This is a genomic window from Marinobacter sp. BW6 (genome assembly GCF_008107725.1).
Lineage (GTDB): Bacteria > Pseudomonadota > Gammaproteobacteria > Pseudomonadales > Oleiphilaceae > Marinobacter.
Map to the genome: position 1 here is coordinate 1,044,250 of NZ_VIRN01000064.1, position 21,145 is coordinate 1,065,394.

The 21,145-nt window shown below is 57.6% G+C and carries 16 protein-coding genes; 6 read left to right on the top strand and 10 right to left on the bottom strand.

Annotation, left to right across the window (positions count from 1 at the left end; translation table 11 throughout):
• Positions 1-8: 8 nt before the first annotated feature.
• Genes FMN52_RS13370 through FMN52_RS13385 form a run of 4 tightly spaced genes read left to right on the top strand, consistent with a single transcriptional unit; the run spans position 9 to position 4,616 of the window.
• On the top strand, positions 9-389 hold the full coding sequence (locus FMN52_RS13370; protein WP_148609080.1) for a CidA/LrgA family protein: 381 nt from the start codon (positions 9-11) through the stop codon (positions 387-389).
• Complete coding sequence (locus tag FMN52_RS13375) at positions 382-1,119, top strand: LrgB family protein (protein WP_148609081.1); 738 nt, start codon at positions 382-384, stop codon at positions 1,117-1,119. The genes FMN52_RS13370 and FMN52_RS13375 overlap by 8 nt, the downstream gene beginning before the upstream one ends.
• A gap of 24 nt (positions 1,120-1,143) precedes the next feature.
• Complete coding sequence (locus FMN52_RS13380; protein ID WP_148609082.1) at positions 1,144-3,219, top strand: TonB-dependent receptor; 2,076 nt, start codon at positions 1,144-1,146, stop codon at positions 3,217-3,219.
• Positions 3,220-3,257: 38 nt separating this feature from the next.
• The gene (locus tag FMN52_RS13385; protein ID WP_148609083.1) at positions 3,258-4,616 is read left to right on the top strand and encodes a TrpB-like pyridoxal phosphate-dependent enzyme; all 1,359 of its coding nucleotides are present in this window, start codon (positions 3,258-3,260) and stop codon (positions 4,614-4,616) included.
• Here FMN52_RS13385 and FMN52_RS13390 read toward each other — a convergent pair whose 3' ends face one another.
• The 5 genes from FMN52_RS13390 to tmpT form a co-directional block, all read right to left on the bottom strand.
• Positions 4,617-6,548, bottom strand: coding sequence for an alkaline phosphatase D family protein (locus FMN52_RS13390; protein ID WP_162851885.1), 1,932 nt, complete (start codon positions 6,546-6,548; stop codon positions 4,617-4,619). It abuts the gene before it with no gap.
• Entirely contained in the window at positions 6,545-8,104 is a 1,560-nt protein-coding gene (locus FMN52_RS13395) for a SpoVR family protein (RefSeq protein WP_148609085.1), read from the bottom strand. Before FMN52_RS13395 ends, FMN52_RS13390 begins: the two co-directional genes overlap by 4 nt.
• Positions 8,101-9,396, bottom strand: a complete 1,296-nt coding sequence (locus tag FMN52_RS13400) for a YeaH/YhbH family protein (protein WP_148609086.1) — start codon at positions 9,394-9,396, stop codon at positions 8,101-8,103. The genes FMN52_RS13395 and FMN52_RS13400 overlap by 4 nt, the downstream gene beginning before the upstream one ends.
• A gap of 33 nt (positions 9,397-9,429) precedes the next feature.
• A complete protein-coding gene (locus FMN52_RS13405; protein ID WP_148609087.1) occupies positions 9,430-11,352 on the bottom strand; it encodes a PrkA family serine protein kinase in 1,923 nt (640 codons plus the stop codon).
• A gap of 390 nt (positions 11,353-11,742) precedes the next feature.
• On the bottom strand, positions 11,743-12,396 hold the full coding sequence (gene tmpT, locus FMN52_RS13410) for a thiopurine S-methyltransferase (protein WP_148609088.1): 654 nt from the start codon (positions 12,394-12,396) through the stop codon (positions 11,743-11,745).
• 93 nt (positions 12,397-12,489) lie between these two features.
• Between tmpT and FMN52_RS13415 the strand changes: the two genes are divergently transcribed.
• Positions 12,490-13,425, top strand: coding sequence for a D-2-hydroxyacid dehydrogenase (locus FMN52_RS13415; protein WP_148609089.1), 936 nt, complete (start codon positions 12,490-12,492; stop codon positions 13,423-13,425).
• Positions 13,426-13,475: 50 nt separating this feature from the next.
• On the opposite strand, the gene FMN52_RS13420 is transcribed toward FMN52_RS13415, so the two are convergent.
• Positions 13,476-14,729, bottom strand: coding sequence for an outer membrane protein transport protein (locus FMN52_RS13420; protein ID WP_148609090.1), 1,254 nt, complete (start codon positions 14,727-14,729; stop codon positions 13,476-13,478).
• A 199-nt stretch (positions 14,730-14,928) separates the two neighbouring features.
• On the opposite strand from FMN52_RS13420, the gene FMN52_RS13425 reads away from it, so the two are divergent.
• Positions 14,929-16,290 carry a YihY/virulence factor BrkB family protein gene (locus FMN52_RS13425; protein ID WP_148609091.1) on the top strand — a complete coding sequence of 454 codons (1,362 nt, stop codon included), beginning with the start codon at positions 14,929-14,931 and terminating at the stop codon, positions 16,288-16,290.
• On the opposite strand, the gene FMN52_RS13430 is transcribed toward FMN52_RS13425, so the two are convergent.
• The 4 genes from FMN52_RS13430 to FMN52_RS13445 all read right to left on the bottom strand — a co-directional run bounded on the left by FMN52_RS13430 (position 16,273) and on the right by FMN52_RS13445 (position 20,897).
• On the bottom strand, positions 16,273-17,322 hold the full coding sequence (locus FMN52_RS13430) for an HDOD domain-containing protein (protein ID WP_148609092.1): 1,050 nt from the start codon (positions 17,320-17,322) through the stop codon (positions 16,273-16,275). The genes FMN52_RS13425 and FMN52_RS13430 overlap by 18 nt on opposite strands.
• A gap of 110 nt (positions 17,323-17,432) precedes the next feature.
• Complete coding sequence (locus FMN52_RS13435; protein WP_148609093.1) at positions 17,433-18,662, bottom strand: hypothetical protein; 1,230 nt, start codon at positions 18,660-18,662, stop codon at positions 17,433-17,435.
• Positions 18,663-18,781: 119 nt separating this feature from the next.
• Positions 18,782-19,516: a 16S rRNA (uracil(1498)-N(3))-methyltransferase gene (locus tag FMN52_RS13440; protein ID WP_148609094.1), complete on the bottom strand. Its 735-nt coding sequence runs from the start codon at positions 19,514-19,516 to the stop codon at positions 18,782-18,784.
• A gap of 28 nt (positions 19,517-19,544) precedes the next feature.
• Positions 19,545-20,897 (bottom strand): adenosylmethionine--8-amino-7-oxononanoate transaminase, encoded by a 1,353-nt coding sequence (locus FMN52_RS13445; protein ID WP_064227656.1) that lies wholly within the window; start codon positions 20,895-20,897, stop codon positions 19,545-19,547.
• Between the last annotated feature and the right edge of the window lie 248 nt (positions 20,898-21,145).

A 21,145-nucleotide genomic window follows, 5' to 3' on the forward strand; every position in this document is an offset into this window, starting at 1 on the left:
CCTGCGTCATGCAGTTCCTGAACGGCATTACCCTGCTGCTGGTGTATCAGCTGGTGGGAGAGATTACGGTTCGATTGCTCGGAGTGCCCATCCCAGGGCCCGTGCTTGGTATGGTAATGCTGTTCGTAACCCTGATGATCCGGGGCAAGGCGCCGGAATCTGTCGATCAGGCGTCCACTGCGTTGCTCAGTCATCTCTCGCTTTTGTTCGTTCCGGCGGGTGTAGGCATGATGGCGCATTTTGGTCGCATCGCCGACGAGTGGGTTCCGATAACCCTGGCGCTGCTGTTAAGTACCATTATTACTATGGTCGCCACGGCCCTGATCATGCAGGTGACCACCCGCTGGTTTGCTAAGCCTGTTTCGGAAAAGGAGGGCGGCGATGAATGAGCCGGGTCTGAAAGACATCTGGGTCTACCTTTCGACGTCTCCGCTCCTGGGCCTGACGATTACCCTGGTGGCCTATGGTCTGGCCTACCGGCTGTATCTGAAAACCAATTCCAATCCACTGGCCAATCCCGTGGTCACGTCGGTCGCCATGCTCATCATCCTGTTGCTGGCGACAGGCACCTCCTACAGTGATTATTTTGAAGGTGGGCAGTTTGTTCACTTTCTCCTTGGGCCGGCGACAGTGGCTTTGGCTGTCCCCCTGTATCAGCAGTTTTCCAGACTTCGGCAGCTCTGGTTGCCAGTGACGATTTCGCTCTTCTGTGGTGTTGTCATCGCGGCCGGCAGCTCCATCGGTCTGGCCCGCCTTCTGGGTGGATCGCTCGAAATCCAGATGTCTCTGGCGCCGAAATCTGCAACGGCGCCGGTAGCCATGGGCATTTCCGAGAAAATCGGAGGCCTGCCCTCGCTGACGGCGGTGTTGGTGGTCATTACGGGCATCACGGGCGCGGTTCTGGGTACCAAACTGTTTGAGTTGATCCGGGTTCGGGACGACACCGCCAAGGGCATCGCCATGGGGGTTGCCGCCCATGGTATCGGGACTGCCCGGGCGTTTCAGGTAAGCTCGCAGATGGGCGCTTTTTCTGGTCTGGCGATGGCGCTTTCCGCCTTTGCTACGGCCCTGCTGGTTCCCTGGCTGGTCGATCTGCTCGAAGCCTGGATCCCCGCCTGAGCCTGCTAACCCTGAGGAGACCCTTTGAACAGCAATCGGTACCTTGCAGCGATGGCGATGGCGCCTATCTTGTTTTCCACGCCTTCCGCAGTGCTGGCTCAGTCATCAGGGGGCTCGGACGAGGAACTGGTACTTGAGGTGACCTCTTCGAGGCTGGTTCGGGATCTTTATGAAACGCCTGCGGCGGTCTCTGTGGTAAACGCTCCAGACATCCGCGAGGGTCAGCAACGCCTGCAGTTGGATGAATCGCTGGATACGGTCCCCGGCCTGTTTTTCCAGAACCGCTATAACTTTGCTCAGAACCTTCGCCTGTCCACCCGTGGCTTTGGGGCCCGGTCGCCTTTCGGTATACGGGGTATTCGTATCCAGGTAGACGGAATTCCCTACACCCTGCCGGATGGGCAATCCCAGATTGATGCGGTTGACCTGGATTCGGCTCAGCGCATCGAAGTGATTCGCGGGCCCTCGTCCGTTCAGTATGGCAATGCCTCGGGTGGCGTCATAGATATCACCACAGCCCGGGGAGACGACCAGCCGTCGGGTGCGCGGCTGCGCCAGGATGTGGGCAGTGACGATTATTACAAGACCACAGCGCAGGCCAACGGCACCCAGGGCAATACAAGTGGTATCGCCACCCTGTCATGGCTTAACTACAACGGTTACCGCGAACAGAGTGAGGTTGAGAAGGGGCTGTTCAATGGCCGCCTGTCCCATGAATGGGGCGAAGGGCAGAGGGTGACCGCCACTTTCAATGCCCTGCACACGCCAAGGGCGGAAGATCCCGCAGGCCTGACCGCTGAGCAGGTCGCGGAGGACCGGCGCCAGGCTACCGACAATGCCAAGAGGCTGGACTCGCGTCAGGATGTTGATCAGCAGACGCTGGGGCTCTTGTATGAAACTCCTGCCGGTGGTGCCGGGGGGCTGACCGTAAGCACCTTCTTTACCCATCGCGATTTCAGGCAGCAATTACCATTTCCCGGCCCCAGCCTTATTGCCTACGATCGGCAGTTTTTCGGCATCAGCACGGACTATCAGCAGGGCAGTGAGTTTGCCGGGCGGCCGCTGATTTGGGTAGTGGGTGCCGACCTGCATCGCCAGTCGGACGAGCGTCGCCGCTACTCGGTGTCTTTCAATGGCGATGTGACCGCCCAGACCCAGGAGGAAACCCAGAATGCCACAACAGCGGCGGTATTCGCACAGGGTGATCTTGCCCTGACCGACCGTTTCAACGTCTCTATCGGCACTCGGTTTGACCGTCTGAGGCTGTCTGTGGATGACGAAAAACTGGATGACGGGGACGACTCAGGCAGTCGCACCTACGATGAATTTAGTGGCTTTGCTGGTGTCAGTTACCGTCTTGCCCCTCGCCAGCAGTTGTACGCAACGATAGGCACGGCGTTTGAGTCTCCCACCTTTACCGAATTTGCCAACCCCGATGGCAGCGGTGGGTTCAATCCTGATATCGAACCTCAGCAGGCCCTCAACCGGGAAGTCGGGGTGCGAGGCAGTTTTGGCCAGGGCGTGAGTTATGACCTGGCGCTTTTTTCAATTCGGGTGGATGATGAAATCCTGCCTTATGAAATAGACAACCGCACATTTTATGAAAATGCCGGGCGCACCGAACGCAACGGAATCGAACTCGGCCTGGGCTGGGATATTTCATACGCCTGGCGAATAACCAGCGCCCTGACGCTTGCAGACTACAAGCTCAGAAATTCCACCGACGAACAGGGTAACGAAGCCGATGGCAACCGACTACCCGGTCTGCCTCGTGAACACTGGGTTACGGAAGTGGAATGGCATGGTGACGGCCAGAGTTTCGCAGCGCTGCAATGGCAGTACGTTGGCGATCTGTACGCTGAGAGCAGTAATCAGACAAACGTCAGTGACTATTGGTTGCTGGGAATTCGGGCCGGCGATACCGTGCGTATCGGACGTCAGAGCTTGAATTTCTACGGTGGCTTCCGAAACCTGCTGAACGCAAACTACTTCAGCAATATCCGTATCAATGCCAATGCGGACCGTCCCGTAGAAGAGCGCGGCTATTTCGAACCCGGTCCAGGAAGAACTTTTTATGCGGGCCTGGAATGGGTATTCTGACGGGCGATAACAACACAAACAGTAGGGATTTTAAATTCATGCAAACCAAGTTCCTTCTCGAAGAAAGCCAGATGCCGAAATACTGGTACAACCTGCAGGCGGATCTGCCTGAACCGTTGCCGGCTGTGCTGCACCCGGGCACCCAGAAACCGGTGGAACCATCGGATCTTGAGCCGCTGTTTCCGATGGCGCTGATCGAACAGGAAGTAACCACCGAGCGGGAAATCGAGATTCCGGAGCCGGTGCGTGACGTCTACAAGCTCTGGCGTCCGGCGCCCCTGTACCGGGCCCATCGTCTCGAAAAAGCGCTCGGCACACCGGCAAAAATCTTCTACAAATACGAAGGCGTCAGCCCGGCGGGCAGTCACAAGCCCAACACTGCGATTCCGCAGGCCTTTTATAACCGTGAGGCGGGCATTCGCACCCTCACCACCGAAACCGGTGCGGGACAGTGGGGCACATCGCTGTCCTTTGCCGGCTCCCTGTTTGATATGGACGTTACCGTGTTTCAGGTGCGGGTTTCCTACAACCAGAAGCCCTATCGCCGGGCGGTCATGGAAACCTACGGCGCCAAGTGTGTCGCCTCGCCCTCAGAATTGACTGAGTTCGGTCGCAAAGTGCTGGCTGAGACGCCGGACCATAACGGTAGTCTGGGCATCGCCATCTCCGAAGCTGTGGAGCTGGCGGTCAAGGACCCGAACACGAAATATGCCCTGGGCTCGGTTCTCAACCATGTGTTGCTCCACCAGAGCATTATTGGGCTTGAAGCCATGCAGCAGATGGAAATGGCGGACTGCTGGCCGGACGTCATCGTGGGGTGTACCGGCGGTGGTTCCAACTTTGCCGGAATTGCTTTCCCGTTTATGGGCCACGCCCTGAGGGGTGGTGAAAAATCCCGGATTGTTGCGGTCGAACCCTCGGCCTGTCCGACACTCACCCGCGGCAAGTACGCCTACGATTACGGCGATACCGCCCACATGACGCCGCTCACCAAGATGCATACCCTGGGCTCCGGATTCACACCGCCCGGCTTCCACGCCGGCGGTCTTCGGTACCACGGTATGGCCCCCCTGGTGTCCCACGCCAAAGAGCTGGGGCTGTTTGAGGCGGTGTCCTACACCCAGCGGGAGTGCTTCGAGGCCGGTGTCTTGTTCGCCAAGAACGAGGGTATCGTTCCCGCTCCTGAGGCCAACCATGCGGTCAAGGGTGCGATCGACGAAGCCCTGCGCTGCAAGCGGGAAGGCAAGGAAGAGGTGATCCTGTTCAACCTCTGCGGTCATGGCCATTTCGATATGGCCGCCTACACCTCCTATTTCGCCGGTGAGCTGAGCGACCACGAATACGACGAACAGGAGCTGGCCATGGCCCTGTCCGGGCTGCCCTCGGTCAACGCCTGATCAGTCGTCTTTAGCCCGCTGCTGAAAAACCGTGCCCCCGCCCCCGGCGTCCAGTTGCCGGATGGCGGTGGGTGCACCTTCATCATTCAGCCGCACGTCTCCGATGCCTGCGCCATTCCACAGTCGCTCACCGGCCTCCCGGCCTTCGGGTAGCCTGGGGGAAATCCACATCCGCCGCCTCTTGGTGAACCAGTTCAGGGGAGACCAGGGTGCGAACAGCCAGCGGTTAAGCCGGTCGAGCCATTCCAGCAGAGCGTTGGGAAATTCGTTCTTGATGCCGCTGCTGGTAATCTGCCAGACATGAGGGCCATTCTGTTTGTGGCGTAGCCGCACGTCGTAGGCAAACGAATAGTGGACATCCCCGGAAAGAATTACGAAATGTCTGGGCGTTCGGGGGTGGCCGAAGATATTGAGTAGCACGCTGGCGGCGCCCCGGTGTGCCATCCAGTTTTCGGCATCCACCAGCAGCGGCTTGCCGAAGAAGGTAAACACCCGCTGGATCATTTCGATCAGCTTCACCCCGAACATGGGGGCGGGCGATACCACCACCACAGCGTCCTCTCCCATGATCTCGTGCTGGAAATCGGTCAGTGATTCCCAGTCCATCAGTCCGGAAGGGTGGCTGCGGCGGATTTCACTGCGCCAGCGATGGGTGCGGGTGTCCAGCACCACTAGTCTGGGGGAGGTGGGCAGGCTGTAATGCCAGTGTCGAAAGTGAAACAGCTGGTCGATCAGGTCATCCTGAATGGCCTTGTCCAGCTCGTGCTGCCCGTTGCTGGATTCGAACAGTTTCTGGCAATGCTCGATCAGCTCCCGGAAATTGCCCGGCTGGTTGCCCCAGCCCTGGCATAAGAGATAGCCCAGCAGGGCATTGCCAATGATGCGCCGGGAAAAAGGGTGTTCGTAGGCGGTGGCTTCCCACAGGGCCGAGAGGTTCCAGTCGTCCGTAACATCATGATCATCAAAGATCATGTAGACGGGCACGTTGGCCATGGCACGCGCTGCCCCCGGAAGGCTCCTGCGGAACTCGTCGATGGCGGCCTGTTCTTTCCGGTAGCGCGTCAGCTCGTCCGGGGTATCGACCGGCTCGGCGTCCGTCACGAATGCCCAGGGTTCCGGCGACCACACCAGCAGGTACATGGCCATGACTTCGGCAAAGGAAATCAGGTGATTGCCGGCATTGGCGGTGGTGAAAACGGGCTTTCGTACGCCGCCAAAAAAGCGCTCGGTCAGGTCCTCATTGAACTCGGATTCCGGTAGCAGTTCATCCCGGTGGTAATAGGCATTCGCCACCGAGGCAAGTTCTTTGCTGTGATTCAGCGAGGCACCTTCCAGTGTTTCCTGGTACAGGCCCAGCTGGTGAATAACGCACTGGATGGCATGCAACATGGGGCCGGCCACATCATCGGCGTAGACCTGATCGCCGGTCATCAGCAGCAGGGAAGGAACGTCCTCGAGCTGCTCTGCCTGCTGTAGCTCCTGGTCCACACGAACCAGTCCGTCGGCTGAAGGATGGTGGGGTCTTCGGCAGGAGCCGTGGAGTATTCGGTCCAGTCTGGATTTCAGGGTAAAGCCCGGGCGCTCCCGACCCTCGGGACACAGGTGGGGAGCCCAGTCCCGAATCCACTGGAGTGTGTCTGATCCGTCGCTGGCCAGGCCCAGGTCATAGTCCAGGCGGGTGTCCCGGGGCAGGGCTGACTCCGGCGTGATGGTCAGAAGGTTAAGCCAGGCGCGGGTTCCAATCCTGAGCTGTACAACCTCAGAATCTGCTACCGGGCGGTCCAGGAGTGCACTTTCGCCATGGAAGACCCGCACGGCGAGTGTGACTGGCTCAAGGGTTGCCAGCCATAAAACAATCGAGTCCGGCGCGGAATGACGTAGAACCGGGCCGGCCAGAACCGGTCCGAATTTGTCATCAGGCTCCAGATTCAGTCCTCCTCAAGTTCCCTTGGCGGACAGTGATGGTCCTCCACAACAGTGCCATCGTCCACACTCTCCAGATGCACATCGAAGCCCCACAGGCGGTGAACGTGGCGCAGGACTTCGTCGGTTTCCTTGCCAAGTGGCACGCGGTCCACGGGTATGTGGCGCAGTGTCAGGGAACGGTCGCCGCGCACATCCACATTCCAGACCTGGATATTGGGTTCCCGGTAACTCAGGTTGTACTGGCGCGCCAGTTTCTCGCGCAAGTCGCGGTAGCCGGGGTCGTCGTGTATGGCGGTTACCCGGTAGACGTCTTCCTGATCATCGTTCTGGATCGCGAAGAGTTTCAGATCTCGCATCACCTTTGGGGAGAGAAACTGCTGGATAAAGCTCTCGTCCTTAAAGTTCTTCATTGCAAAATGAAGAGTCTCCAGCCAGTCGCTGCCGGCGATGTCTGGGAACCACTCGCGGTCCTCGTCTGTCGGGTTCTCGCAGATCCTGCGCAGGTCGGTAAAGATCGAGAAGCCGAGGGTGTAGGGGTTGATGCCCGAATACCATGGGCTATTGAACGGTGGTTGATACACCACCGCCGAGTGGCTCTGGAGAAACTCGAGCATGAAACCGTCGGTCACCAAACCCTTGTCGTACATGCGATGCAGCAGGGTATAGTGCCAGAAGGTGGCCCAGCCTTCGTTCATGACCTGAGTCTGGCGCTGGGGGTAGAAATACTGGCCCAGCTTCCGCACGATGCGGATGATTTCGCGCTGCCAGGTTTCCAGCAATGGCGCATTTTTTTCAATGAAATAAAGGATGTTCTCCTGGGGTTCTTCCGGATAACGCTTGCCGCGTCTTACCGGATCATCGTCGTCGTCCGGTTTTGGAATGGTGCGCCAGAGGTCGTTGATGCGCCGTTGCTGGTATTCTTCGCGCTCCTTCTGGCGGCGCAGTTCCTCTGACGCCGATATCGGTGCCGGTCGCTTGTACCGGTCGACACCATAGTTCATCAGGGCATGGCAGGAATCCAGGATTTCCTCCACCGCATCCACGCCGTAGCGCTCCTCGCACTCAGCAACGTAATTGCGGGCAAACACCAGGTAATCAATGATCGCGCTGGCGTCGGTCCAGGTGCGGAACAGGTAGTTACCCTTGAAGAACGAGTTGTGACCGTAGGAGGCGTGGGCAATAACCAGGGCCTGCATCGGCAGGGTGTTTTCTTCCATCAGGTAGGCGATGCAGGGGTTGGAGTTGATCACGATTTCGTAGGCCAGGCCCATCTGCCCGCGCTGATAGCCTTTGGACGTGCTGAGAAACTGCTTGCCGAAGGACCAGTGATGGTAACCAACCGGCATGCCCACCGAGCTGTAGGCATCCATCATCTGTTCGGCGCTGATTACCTCGACCTGGTTGGGGTAGGTTTCCAGACCGAACTCAGCGGCGCATTTGGCAATCTCGTCATCGTATTTCTGGATCAACTCGAACGTCCATTCAGACCCGGTCGAAATAGGCTCAGAGGCCCTGGGCTGGTCACTTCCCGGCATATTGGGGCGGTCCATGAGGTTCGTCATGCGGCTTTCCTCTCGAACAACTGGCGGAATACCGGATAGATTTCGCCGGGGTCCGCTATCTGCTGCAAGGCGAAGCTCTGGGGGAACTGCTCTTGAATTTTCTCGTATTCGTACCAGAGCATCTGGTGGTCCTGCGGTGTGATTTCCACATAGGCGAAATACTGCACCAGCGGCAGGATGTTGTCGGCCAGGATCTTGCCGCACACCGGGGAGTCATCGTTCCAGTTGTCACCGTCTGATGCCTGGGCTGCATAGATGTTCCACTCCGCCGGGGAGTAGCGGGATTCAATGATCTTGTGCATCAGTTTCAGGGCGCTGGAAACGATGGTGCCGCCGGTTTCCCTGGAATAGAAGAACTCTTCCTCGTCCACTTCCTTGGCACTGGTGTGATGCCTGATGAAGACTACTTCGATCTTCTTGTAGTTCTTCTTCAGGAACAGGTACAGCAGGATGAAAAAGCGCTTGGCGATGTCCTTGTGCATCTGGGTCATGGACCCGGACACGTCCATCAGGCAGAACATCACAGCACTGGTGGCCGGTTGCGGTTTTTTCAGGTGCTGGCGGTAGCGCAGGTCGATTTCATCAATAAACGGAATACGGCGAACGTTCGCTTTCAGCCGCGCGATTTCCTCCTCCAGAACCTGGATCTGGTCTTCGTGGCTGAACGCAGGATCCAGATCTTCCGGAGCGGCCTTCAGCGCTTCCAGTTGTTTCTCCAGATCCCGGATCTTCTTCTTGCGTGCGCCGCCCAGGCCCAGCCGTCGAGCATGGGCGCCACGTAACGAGCGCACAACATCCAGTTTTGCGGGCACCCCATCGGTGCTGAAACCGGAGCGGACATATTTGAAGGCTTCAGTATCCTTCAGTTTCTTGCGAGCCAGGTTCGGCAGTTCGAGATCGTCGAACAGAAATTCCAGGAATTCTTCCTGGGTAATCTGGAAGGCGAACTCGTCCATACCCTCGCCGTCCGGGCTGGCCTGTCCCTGTCCGGATCCCTGACCTCCGCCACCCTCGGGCTTGGGAATGGTGTCGCCGGCCACAAACTCCTGGTTGCCGGGGTGCACCATCTCCCGTTTGCCGCCCTGGCCGTGGTGGAAGATGGGTTCGTCAATGTCCCGGGACGGAATACTGACTTTTTCGCCCCGTTCTATGTCTGTAATCGAGCGCTTCTGAACCGCATCTGACACTGCACGTTTGATGTGGTGTCGGTAACGGCGCAGGAACCGTTCCCGGTTCACCGCGCTCTTGTTCTTACCGTTCAGTCGCCGGTCGACTATGTGGGTCATTCCCATGGCGTTACTCCAGCTCAGTGAATGGTCACTGACTTAGTGAGACTTGCGAACCCGCAGGTACCATTCGGCCAATAGCCGAACCTGCTTCTCCGTGTAGCCTCGATCGACCATACGCTCGACGAACTGCTTGTGCTTGTTCTGGTCTTCCTGACTCGCTTTCGGGTTGAAAGAAATGACCGGCAGCAGATCCTCGGTGTTCGAGAACATCTTCTTCTCGATCACGGCACGCAGTTTTTCATAGCTGAGCCAGGACGGGTTCTTGCCACCGTTGTTTGCCCGGGCCCGCAATACGAAGTTCACCACTTCGTTGCGGAAGTCCTTCGGATTGGAGATACCCGCTGGCTTCTCGATCTTTTCCAGCTCTTCGTTGATCGAGGAGCGGTCGAGAATTTCGCCGGTGTCCGGATCCCGGTATTCCTGATCCTGAATCCAGAAATCGGCATAGGTGACGTACCTGTCGAACAGGTTCTGGCCGTACTCGCTGTAGCTTTCCAGATACGCAGTCTGGATTTCCTTACCGATGAACTGCACATAGTGCGGTGCCAGGAATTCCTTGATGAACCTGAGATATTTCTCATGGGTTTCGGCAGGGAACTGTTCCTGCTCGATCTGTTTTTCAAGAACGTAGAGCAGGTGAACCGGGTTGGCAGCCACTTCGGTGGTGTCGAAATTGAAGACTTTGGACAGGATCTTGAAGGCAAAACGGGTGGAAAGCCCATCCATGCCCTCCATTACGCCAGCGGCGTCACGGTACTCCTGAATGGATTTGGCCTTCGGGTCGGTGTCCTTGATGTTCTGGCCGTCATAAACCCGCATCTTGGAGAAGATGCTGGAGTTTTCCGGATCCTTGATGCGTGACAGCACCGAGAACTGCGCGAGCATATCTAGGGTATCGGGCGCGCAAGGCGCGCCTTCCAGGGAGCTGTTGCTCAGCAGTTTTTTGTAGATCTCGATTTCTTCAGTTACCCGCACACAGTAGGGCACCTTGACGATATACACCCGGTCAAGGAACGCTTCGTTGTGCTTGTTGTTGCGGAAGGTCTGCCACTCGGATTCGTTGGAGTGGGCCAGGATCACACCGTCGAACGGGACAGAACCCATGCCTTCGGTGGTGTTGTAGTTGCCCTCCTGGGTGGCCGTCAGCAAAGGATGCAGCACCTTGATCGGTGCCTTGAACATCTCTACGAATTCCATCAGGCCCTGGTTGGCTTTGCACAAACCCCCGCTGAAGCTGTAAGCATCGGGATCATCCTGGGAGAAGTCCTCCAGCATGCGAATGTTTACCTTGCCGACGAGGGCAGAAATATCCTGGTTATTGTCGTCGCCGGGTTCGGTCTTGGAGACAGCAACCTGATCGAGTACCGAGGGGTACATTTTCACAACCCGGAACTGGCTGATGTCGCCGCCGTATTCATGCAGGCGTTTGACGGCCCAGGGCGACATGATGTTTTTGAGGTAGCGGGCGGGGATGCCGTATTCCTCTTCCAGGATCTGGGCATCTTCAGCCGGGTCGAACAGTCCCAGCGGCGATTCGTTCACTGGTGAGCCCTTTATGGCGTAGAAGGGCACTTTCTGCATCAGTGATTTGAGTTTTTCTGCCAGGGAGGATTTACCGCCGCCGACGGGACCAAGGAGGTAAAGAATCTGTTTCTTTTCTTCCAGGCCCTGGGCGGCGTGTCGGAAGAAGGAGACGATATTTTCTACGGCGTCTTCCATGCCATAGAATTCGGAAAACTCGGGGTATCGCTTGATGACTTTATTGGAAAATATGCGTGACAGCCTCGGATCTTTCGAGGTATCGACGAGCTCTGGTTCGCCAATGGCAATTAACATCCTCTCAGCGGCCGTGGCGTAGGCCGTTGGGTCCTTTTTGCAGATCTCCAGGTATTCCTCCAGGCTGTATTCTTCTTCCTGGGTACTCTCATACCGGTCTTTGAAATGCTGCAGTATGCTCATAGATCGCCCTCGCTCGCTGTTTCTTCAGCTTTCAGTTCACGCAATTTCCCCGTTTGCAGTCAGCTCCGCCCATCCGGGCGGTTTATTTAGTTATGGGTGGAAGGAATGGATACTTACAAGTCTGTGCACGATCTGGTCGTGGTCGGCTTGCTTACTTTGAGCTTAGTTCACGGTTGGGGAGTTGGACAGTGGGTGAGTGGTTAAGGTTCATTAAATTATGTTAGGCGGGTGTGTTGGTTTTGTAGCCTTATTAGGGGAGGGGGCTGGAGCGCACCGGGAGTCTTTCTGTGTACGAATTGGCAACTCGCTGCGCTCAGACATCAAATTCGTACACAGAAAAACTCCCGATACACTCCGATCAAGCCATCGGGATAATCGCTTTAAATCAGCCTAGAGTTTGGTTAGACGAAACACGCTTTCTGAGGCGTTTTCCAGACCCTTTCGCTTGGTAAACGGATGATCCTTGGCCAGGGTGTTGGTCAGGATGTGCTCGATCTTGTAGTCGTCCTGGTAGAGTTCACGGACTTCTTCGTCGCTGACGTTGAACGGCGGGCCCTTGATTTCGGTGTCGTAGTCCAGGGTGATCAGCAGGATTCTGGTGCCGTCGGGGATGATGGCGGTTAGGTGGTTAACGTAGTCTTTGCGCATGTGGGGCGGCAGGGCAATCAGGGCGGCCCGGTCGTAGACCAGTCGGACGTGTTTGAGATCGTCGGGGACCAGTTGGAAGAAGTCGCCGCACCAGAGCTGCAGGTTGTCGTGTTTAAAGGTGATGAAGGGTTCGCTGGGGTGGACTTTGGCTTTCTCCCCGGCTTCTTCGAAGAAATCCTTGCAGGCCAGTTCGCTCAGTTCCACGCCGATGATGGGGTGGCCGCGGTCGTGGAGCCACCACATGTCGTGCGCTTTTCCGCAGAGGGGGACAAAGACGGCGTCGGTGCCTTTGCCGGCCAATTCCGGCCAGTGGTCGTAGAGGTACTGGTTAACTGTGCCCTCGTGGAAACCGATTTCTTTTTTAGCCCAGCGTTCGTGCCAGAATTCATGTTCCATGGTTCACACCCTGTTCTTGCTTGGACATCTTGAGTTTTGGACGTTTATCTCAGTCTACCCTAATCTGTGGCCATCTGGATTCAGGAGAAAAGTATGAAAGCGGTGTTCCTTGATGCCAAAACCCTTGGCGATGATGTGGACCTGTCACCCATTGAGTCGGTGACGGGCGGGCTGGAAAAATATCAGCGGACAGCGCCGGATGAGATACTGGAGCGCATCCGTGGCTTTGATACCGTTCTGGTCAACAAGGTGGTGCTCAAGCGAGAGCATTTCGAGGCTTGTCCGGAGCTTAAAACCATCGCCGTGGTGGCAACCGGGCTAAACAACATTGACCAGACGGCGGCGAAGGATCACGGCATCAAAGTGATGAACGTGACCAACTATGGCCGCTCCACGGTAGCCCAGCACACCATGGCCCTGATGTTAGCGCTGGCCACCCGGCTGCTGGATTACAGCCGCGATGTCCAGGCGGGGCGCTGGGGTAAAAGCGACATGTTCTGCCTGATGGATCACCCGATCATGGAGCTGGAGGGGCGAACCCTCGGTGTTGTCGGCTACGGAGATCTGGGCGAGGGTGTGGCCGAGCGGGCGGCCGCTTTTGGTATGCGGGTTCTGCTCGGGGCTCGGCCCGGTCAGAAGGCTGGAGAGGTGGACGGGTATTCCCGGATTCCCCTGGACGAGCTGCTGCCTCAGGTGGATGTACTGTCGCTGCACTGCCTGCTCACCGATGAAACCCGGGACCTGATCGGTGCCCGCGAATTAAAAATGATGAAGCCCGAGGCGTTGCTCATCAACACCAGCCGTGGTGGCCTGGTGAACGAGCGGGCACTGGCGGATGCGCTGCGCGCCGGCGAGATAGGCGGCGCGGGTTTCGATGTGTTGACCGAGGAACCGCCCCGCAACGGCAATCCCCTGCTGGCGGACGATATTCCAAATCTGATTATTACGCCGCACTCCGCCTGGGCCAGTCGGGAGGCGCGTCAGCGGATCGTTGGTATTACCGCAGCCAACCTGAGATCGGTGCTTTAAAAGAAAAGCCCCGGAAAGACCGGGGCTTCAGACACTGGCTTGGTCGAGGTTCAGTATTTCCAGCCGACGCTGACAGAGGCGCCCAACTGGTACATTTCCAGGTCAATAGTCTGGTTCGGTGCGAGCGGGTTGGGGCCGGTCACTGTCTTGGCGGGTGAGTAAAACGCCATGCCCGACACATCGAGATTTTCGCTGAAGCTATGAGTGAATCCGCCGGTGAAGTGCCATTCCTGAACGCCCGGTGCCAGGATGTTGAAAAGCACATCTTCGTCTGAGATCGGGTTCTCTCCGTAGCTCACACCGGCCCGCCACGCGTGGGACGTTGTTTGCTGCCACTGCCAGCCCAGCTTGACGATGGTCATGTCGTCCCAGCCAAAGCCAGCGCCGTTATCATCGCCGAGCTGTGCGGTCTGCAGATTGGGCAGCAGCGGGTTGCCCACGCTGTTAATCTCGCTGTACCGGATATGCTGGACATCCAGCAGGAACCAGTGGTCTTCAAGCCCAGACCAGGCAATGCCCGCGTTGAACATCTGTGGGATGTCGAAGTCGCCCTGTTCGGCGAACAGGCCGCGGTACTTGTCGAACTCGTTCATCTTGAGAATGTTGCGCCAGCTCACGCCACCGCGCAGGGTGTCAGTAATTTCGCCCTGCCAACCGATCTGGTAACCATAGCCCCAGGCATCGTCGGTGCCGTTGTTGGATAGTGCGCTTGCGTCAGAAGAAAACGGCGCGAAGCTCTGCAGGCCTTCAGCCTCAAAGCGCTGATAGGCGATAACCGGCGAAATGCCGATGGCCTGGTTATCGGAGAACTCCCAGGACCAGGTAGGGGCAATAAATAGTTGCTCCAGATTTACGCCGGTTCGGCCCGCGTAAAAAGGCCCCCCGCTTTCACCGGAGTAGTCGGTGTTCATGCCACCGTTGGCAAATACGGAAACGCCAAAACTTGTGGTGTCTGACAGTTCCCGATTAAAACCCAGGTGGGGTATGACAAAGCCGTTGCGGCTGCTTTTATACGTGCCGGGCTGCAAGGAGAACGCGGGCGGCGGAGAGAGCGGGCCCTCAACGGTGTACTCCCGCCGCGGCGAAAACACTTCGAAACCGCCATCAACACGATTACCTACAAACGCCATTCCTGCCGGGTTGGTAGCGGCGGCAATGCTGTCCTGGGACAGCGCAGTGCCAGCGCCTGCCATGCCCTTACTGATGGTGCCGTAGCCGTGGCTGAAGTAGCCATTGGTGGCCATAGCGGTCACAGGAGAGAGAGTCGTGAGTGCGGCGACTCCGAGAACAAACTTGATTCGCATGAGAAAATACCCAATCAGGAACGTAAAATCGCGAGTAGCGGGTGTTTTACAGAATTTATGTTATAAGAGGAAGTAACGAATATTGATATGGTTATATTAAGCATGGCGCCCTCGCAAACCCCAGTTAATCGGCCATACTCTGGTTAGACCGGATATCTGACTGATAATCTGACTAAAACAGGGAACGACAGGACCTAAAGTGGCTTCATTCCAATTGAAAGACCGGCTCCAGGCAGCTGAGCGCTGGATTCTGGCGAATCCGAACCCGCCCCAGAACTGGCCCTGGACATGGCTCTACAGGGTCGGGCGTACTGCTTACGCGATGGCTCGGGATGTCCTCAGCGGACAGTTGACTCTCCACGCCATGAGCCTGGTGTACACAACGTTGCTGAGCATTGTGCCTCTGCTCGCCCTGAGCTTCTCGGTGCTCAAGGCGCTGGGAGTGCATCAGCGGATGGAGCCGTTCCTGTTCCAGTTCTTTGAACCGCTGGGGCCCCAGGGAATAGAGCTCGCCGAGCAGATACTTGGGTTCGTGGATAACATGAAAGTCGGGGTGCTTGGTTCTGTGGGCCTGGCGTTGCTGGTCTACACGGTAGTTTCCCTGCTTCAGAAAATCGAACGTTCCTTTAACATGATCTGGCGGGTGCCAGACATGCGCTCGATGGCGCAGCGATTCAGCAATTACCTGAGCGTGATCATGGTGGGTCCGCTTCTGATGGTTTCGGCCATTGGCGTCAGCGCGACCATTTTCTCCTCAACCATCGTCCAGAAGCTCATCGAAATCGAGCCTTTCGGTTCGGTGATTCTTGTGGCCAGCCGGTTCACCCCGTTTTTCCTGGTGGTTGGCGCTTTCACATTCGTCTATGTATTCATGCCGAATACCCGGGTCAAGCTCCGTTATGCGGCCATCGGCGGTCTGGTAGCCGGGGTATCCTGGCAGGCGGGGGGTATGCTGTTTGCCTCGTTCGTTGCCGGGTCTGCCAAGTACGCGGCAATCTATTCCAGTTTCGCCATCGGCATCATTCTGCTGATCTGGATCTATCTGAACTGGATGATCCTCCTGCTGGGCGCCAGCCTGGGATTCTACATGCAGAATCCCGGCTCCGTGGCCAAGCGGCGTGAGGTGCAACTGGCGCCGGAGCTGCAAGAAAATGTGGCGCTGGCGACCATGTGGCTGGTGGCCAAACCCTTCAGCGAGGGCAAGCCCGCACCTCAGCAGGAATTACTGGAATATGAGCTGAGAGTGCCGGGTGAGGTAACCCGGGCTCTCAGTGACAAATTGATCCGTGCCGGTTTACTGAGTCTGGCCGGTAGTCAGGGCGACCGACTGGTGCCCGGACGGGCGCTGGATCTGATCACGATTGGCGACGTGCTCAAGGTTGTTCGCCACGACGAGGACCGAATTGTTGATCGGCTCCCGAAAGTGATTCCTGCCGAATTGGTGGGAGCCCGCAAGGTGGAGGAAACTCGGACCTTTGCGGAGTTGTTGCGCGGCGATGAGGCAAAGGAAAAGCCAAGAGCTGTGGCGGAAAGAGAGCCTGTCTCAACTTCTGACAGTTGAGCGGCCACCTTCCCGGAGCATCTTCTGGAGAGCGTTGCGCACGTTGCTGATCTGATCCGGGGTCAGGCGCACCACTTTCGGCAGCTCCTCTTCGGCAAGATTCCGCTGATGAGCATGCCTGAGCACTTCCCGGGTGCCAATGACCATGCCGTCGGTCAGCGGCGTGTGCTTCTGTCTTGGGGCTGGCCGTTCTGCGGCCAAAAGATAGGCATGGTACTTGGGGGGAAGGTTCCATTCGTTGGCCAGGAGCTGGCAAGTAGCCCACTGGTACCTTGCCAGGGCATGGCGAACAAGCGCCGGCTCCGGTTCACCGGTTGCTGTGCGCGACCGGCAAATACGCTGCAGCTCACGGCGGATCGTGATGTACGCCAGTGAGGGCAGCAAGCCCACCATGAAGTGTGCACTGGTGTCTTCGCCCTGGGTTCTGGCAATGAGTTCTGCGGCTCTTGCGCAGGTCAGGCCCCAGCGCCAGCCGCGCTGGCCGAATAGCGCTTCCCGGCTGTTCCTGGCGGCCATCATGGGGCGCATGACGGCTGCGGATATGACGTTCCGGATGCCATCCACCCCGAGTACAAATACCGCCTGGTCCACCGACTCAATGGCATGGTCGCTGGTTCGGAAGTAGGGGCTGTTGGCAATCTGGAGAAGCTGATCCGTCAGCGATGGGTCGCCAAGAATGATCTCCGTCAGCCGTTGGCGGTCGGTGGACTCATCGGACAGGGCCCGCATGAGCATTGGCAGGCTCATGGGTTGGCGGGGCAGTTCCTCCATCTTGTTGCTGGTGAGTCGCTGATAAAGCTCTTCCAGCACTTCCTCGTAGGAAGAAAGATCAGCCCTCAGGGCTGCGGGCTCCGCATCGAGCAGCCAGCAGAACAGATGTTCCTCCAGCTGTTGGGCAAGCACCGGGCTTGCGTCAGGCGTGTCGGTGGCCGGTTTTTCCGGAGATGGATTGAACAACCTCGCTTCCGGAGCGGGTGGTACAGACTGTTTGGTTGCGAATAATCCTGAAATCCAGGAGAGAAAACCTGGCATCCGTTGCCTCCGGGTCGAACCTGTTCGAAGTAATGAACCTCCGTTTCCGAGAGTATAGATGTACGACGCATCCTTGCACAGGTTTTAAGCCGGTGAATTAAGGTAGGAATTTACAGGAACGACTCTCCGAACACGAACACCAGTTGGCAGATACCAGCGCCAAACCCGAGGAAAGCGCCCACCAGGATTAGTTTGATTTCATCCTCCTGAAAGCAGGGGCGGAGAAGATCCTGAAATTCTTCGGAAGACAGGGCAATCATCCGCTCAACCATGATGGATTCCACGGCCTGGGCCCTGTCTTTTTCGAATACCGGATTATTAAAAGAGGTCTGTGATATTTCGATAGCTTTCTCGCCGACCTTGTTCTTGAGGGTGGCGAAGCCGGTGGGTCCGAAGGCCATCTGCGTCAGCGCCTTGCCCATGCCGGCGGTTTCATCCACCAGCGGCTTGATGTGCTTTTTGACCATGTTGCGGGCGCGGTCGCCCTTGGGGCCGTCGAGAATGGCGTTGATAATGTTGCCAACAGTGAGAATCTCGTGGGTAACAATGTGGCAGAAGGACTCCGCTACGGCCGGCTGGCGTTTCAGGAACAGGCCCTGAATGCGGAAGGGGCCGACTTTTTTCGCGTGCAGTGGCCGGAAGATGACGTTCAGGGCAATCCAGTTGGTGGCCCAGCCCACAAGAAGGCCAAAGAATGGCAGTACCCACCAGCTGGGGTAGACATACCAGACCGCCATCTGGATCAGGCCGAACAGGAAGCCAAAGTAGAGCCCCGAGTTGATGATGAACCGGAATTCCACCTCGCCGCATTCGATAAATATCCGGTTCAGCAGCTCCTTGTCACTGGCCAGTCGTTCAATGACCATGCCCTTGATATCCAGCAGGTCCTCGATGTTGTCGGACACGTCTTCCACCAGGTTGTCCACGAGCTGGGGCGTGGATTTGCGGACGCGATCGTAGACCATCTTCCTGGCCGAGGCCGGCAGATTTTCCCAGAAGGTGGGGTATTCCTTGAGCATCATTTCGTCCACGTATTCCTCGATGCGAGGTTCGACGGAGTGAACGATATGGGTGGCGAGGACTTTCGGATCGATCTGCTGGAAGATCTCCCGAACGGTGCCGATCTTGGAAATGGTGGCATCGACACTGATGGCCGCCATTTTACGGGCCTTCGAGGGAATAATGCCTTGCCAGCCAAGCAGCGGTGGTTTGCCAATGAATTCCAGTGGATAGAAGGTCATCTTGATGGCAAGCCAGTTGGTGGTCCAGCCAATCAGGGCGGCAATGACCGGGATACTGAGGTATTGCCAGAATTCTAGGGTGCTTAGCAGGCTTGTCATCCCGTTACTCGCGTGTGATCGGTTTTTTGCTTTCGGAGTCGACAGGGATAATGTTGGTGGGACCCACCTATGTCAATGACTTGCGTGCCGACATGAGACGGCGGCACGGTCGGGACTGGTCAGCTGCCTATGTCGCCCCATAGCCATTGGCAAAGCGCCATGGCCGCAACCGGTGCGGTTTCGGTTCTCAGTACCCGGGGGCCAAGGGCGACCGGCAGGAAGCCTTCCTTTTCGGCCTGGGCAATTTCGTCCGGGGACAGGCCGCCCTCGGGGCCGATCATGAGGGCCACACGTTCGGGAGGAGTGATGGACTTCAGGGATTGCTCGGTGCGGTGGTGGAGGACCAGGCGCACCTCGCAGTCTCGACTGTGTTCCAGCCACTCGGAAACGGTCATCACCGGCAGGATTTCGGGCACCCGTGCGCGCCCGCATTGCTCGGCGGCGCTGATGGCGACGGATTGCCAGTGGCGCAGGCGCTTGTCTTCCCGGTCGCCCTTGAGTTTTACGTCGCACCGTTCGGTGGTTAGCGGCACGATGCGGGTAACACCCATTTCCACCGCTTTCTGCACCGCGTAGTCCATGCGGTCACCTTTGGAGAGGGTCTGGCCGAGTACGATTTCCAGGGGGGATTCGGTGGCGTTGGCCTGCGGAGTGCCTACCTGGACTTCCACGTTCTTCTTGCTGGCGCTGGTGATGGTGGCGGGATAGTTGTTGCCGTCGCCGTTGAAAAGCAGCAGTTCCTGCCCCGGCTGCATGCGCAATACCCGGCCGACATGTTGCGCGGCGTTGTCATCAAGTTCTGCGATGCCGCCCTCGCTGAGGGCGGCGTCAGTGTAGATGCGGGGTATGCGCATGGCTGGTCTCTCAGGTTCTGGGCGGTCGTCAGTCGCGAACCGCGATCTCTATGCCTTCCGTCGCAACCTGGGCCAGGTGGCGGATCTGTTCTTCGGTGATCACGTAAGGCGGCATGAAGTAAACCACATTACCCAGGGGGCGAAGCAAGGCCTGACGCGTTAATGCATGCTGGTAAACGCGAATACCACGGCGTTCCTGCCAGGGAAAGGGCGTTTTCGAGGCTTTATCTTTCACCATTTCCACCGCCAGAGTCATGCCGTGCTGGCGGATGTCCCCGACATTCGGGTGGTCCGCAAGATGGGCGACAGATTCGGCCATGCACGTGGAAAGCCCCCGGTTGCTCTCAATCACATTGTCATCCCGGAAGATATCCAGGGTCGCCAGTGCCACGGCGCAACCAATGGGGTTACCGGTGTAACTGTGGCTGTGGAGGAAGGCCTTCAGGGTTTCGTAGTCGTCGTAGAAGGCGTTGTAGACATCATCGGTGGTCAGCACTACGGACAGCGGCAGGTAGCCGGCGGTGAGCCCCTTGGACAGACACATGAAATCCGGAGTGATGCCCGACTGTTCACAGGCAAACAGGGTGCCGGTGCGACCAAAACCAACGGCGATCTCGTCGGCAATCAGGTGGACGCCATAGCGGTCGCAGGCTTCCCGCAGTTTGGTGTGGTAGATGGGATGGTGCATGCGCATGCCGCCGGCGCACTGGATCAGCGGTTCCACCACCACGGCGCAGATTTCGTCGTGCTTCTCGGCCAGCAGCTTTTCCATAGCCTCAAACTGGCGCAAGGCATAGGCTTCGTCGGTCTCACCCGGCTCCTTGTTGAATGCGTCAGGCGAAGGGGCTGTCAGCACTTCCATAAGTAACGGCTGATAGGTGTCCTTATAGAGCGAGACATCGCCGAGTGCGAGGGCGCCCAGGGTTTCACCGTGGTAGCTGTTGCTCAGGTTCACAAAGTTTTTCTTGCCCGGTTTGCCGTGGTTCTTCCAGTAGTGGAAGCTCATTTTCAGGGCAGCTTCGATGGCGGAGGAGCCGTTGTCGGCGTAAAAGACTTTGTTCAGGCCCGGCGGGGTGACTTCAATTAGGCGCTCAGACAGATTGACCACCGGCTCGTGGGTAAAACCGGCGAGGATAACGTGCTCCAGCTCGCCAATCTGCTTCTGGATAGCCGCGTTGATTCTCGGATTGGCGTGGCCGAACAGATTGACCCACCAGGAGCTGACGGCATCTATAAAGCGATTGCCTTCAAAATCTTCCAGCCAGACACCTTCGCCACGTTTGATGGGCACCAGGGGAACGGCGCCTTCGTGGTCTTTCATCTGGGTGCAGGGGTGCCACACGGATTTCAGGCCGCGGGTGACGAGATCGGCATTACGCATGGTGAGTCTCCGGTAAGTCAGTCAGGTTCTGGGTTGTCGCTGTTAACCTGTGCGGATATTACAGTTAACAGCGGATGCCGGCCACCCGGATTTCAGGTCGATCTGGCCCGCTATTGCCTGACGCTTTCCACCTGCCTGATTCCATCACACTCTGAGACCGAACCATTTGGCCAGAAGAGTGCTTCAGTATAAACTGCCGGTTCACAGCCAAAAGGCCAGGATGGCCCAGCAAAAACGCAAAGGACGCG

Bases quoted from the DNA above. Each gene is read 5' to 3' on its own strand.
- FMN52_RS13370 (WP_148609080.1), top strand. From the start codon at position 9: ATGCAGTTCCTGAACGGCATTACCCTGCTGCTGGTGTATCAGCTGGTG.
- FMN52_RS13375 (WP_148609081.1), top strand. From the start codon at position 382: ATGAATGAGCCGGGTCTGAAAGACATCTGGGTCTACCTTTCGACGTCT.
- FMN52_RS13385 (WP_148609083.1), top strand. From the start codon at position 3,258: ATGCAAACCAAGTTCCTTCTCGAAGAAAGCCAGATGCCGAAATACTGG.
- FMN52_RS13395 (WP_148609085.1), bottom strand. From the start codon at position 8,104: ATGACGAACCTCATGGACCGCCCCAATATGCCGGGAAGTGACCAGCCC.
- FMN52_RS13400 (WP_148609086.1), bottom strand. From the start codon at position 9,396: ATGGGAATGACCCACATAGTCGACCGGCGACTGAACGGTAAGAACAAG.
- FMN52_RS13405 (WP_148609087.1), bottom strand. From the start codon at position 11,352: ATGAGCATACTGCAGCATTTCAAAGACCGGTATGAGAGTACCCAGGAA.
- tmpT (WP_148609088.1), bottom strand. From the start codon at position 12,396: ATGGAACATGAATTCTGGCACGAACGCTGGGCTAAAAAAGAAATCGGT.
- FMN52_RS13415 (WP_148609089.1), top strand. From the start codon at position 12,490: ATGAAAGCGGTGTTCCTTGATGCCAAAACCCTTGGCGATGATGTGGAC.
- FMN52_RS13420 (WP_148609090.1), bottom strand. From the start codon at position 14,729: ATGCGAATCAAGTTTGTTCTCGGAGTCGCCGCACTCACGACTCTCTCT.
- FMN52_RS13430 (WP_148609092.1), bottom strand. From the start codon at position 17,322: ATGCCAGGTTTTCTCTCCTGGATTTCAGGATTATTCGCAACCAAACAG.
- FMN52_RS13435 (WP_148609093.1), bottom strand. From the start codon at position 18,662: ATGACAAGCCTGCTAAGCACCCTAGAATTCTGGCAATACCTCAGTATC.
- FMN52_RS13440 (WP_148609094.1), bottom strand. From the start codon at position 19,516: ATGCGCATACCCCGCATCTACACTGACGCCGCCCTCAGCGAGGGCGGC.
- FMN52_RS13445 (WP_064227656.1), bottom strand. From the start codon at position 20,897: ATGCGTAATGCCGATCTCGTCACCCGCGGCCTGAAATCCGTGTGGCAC.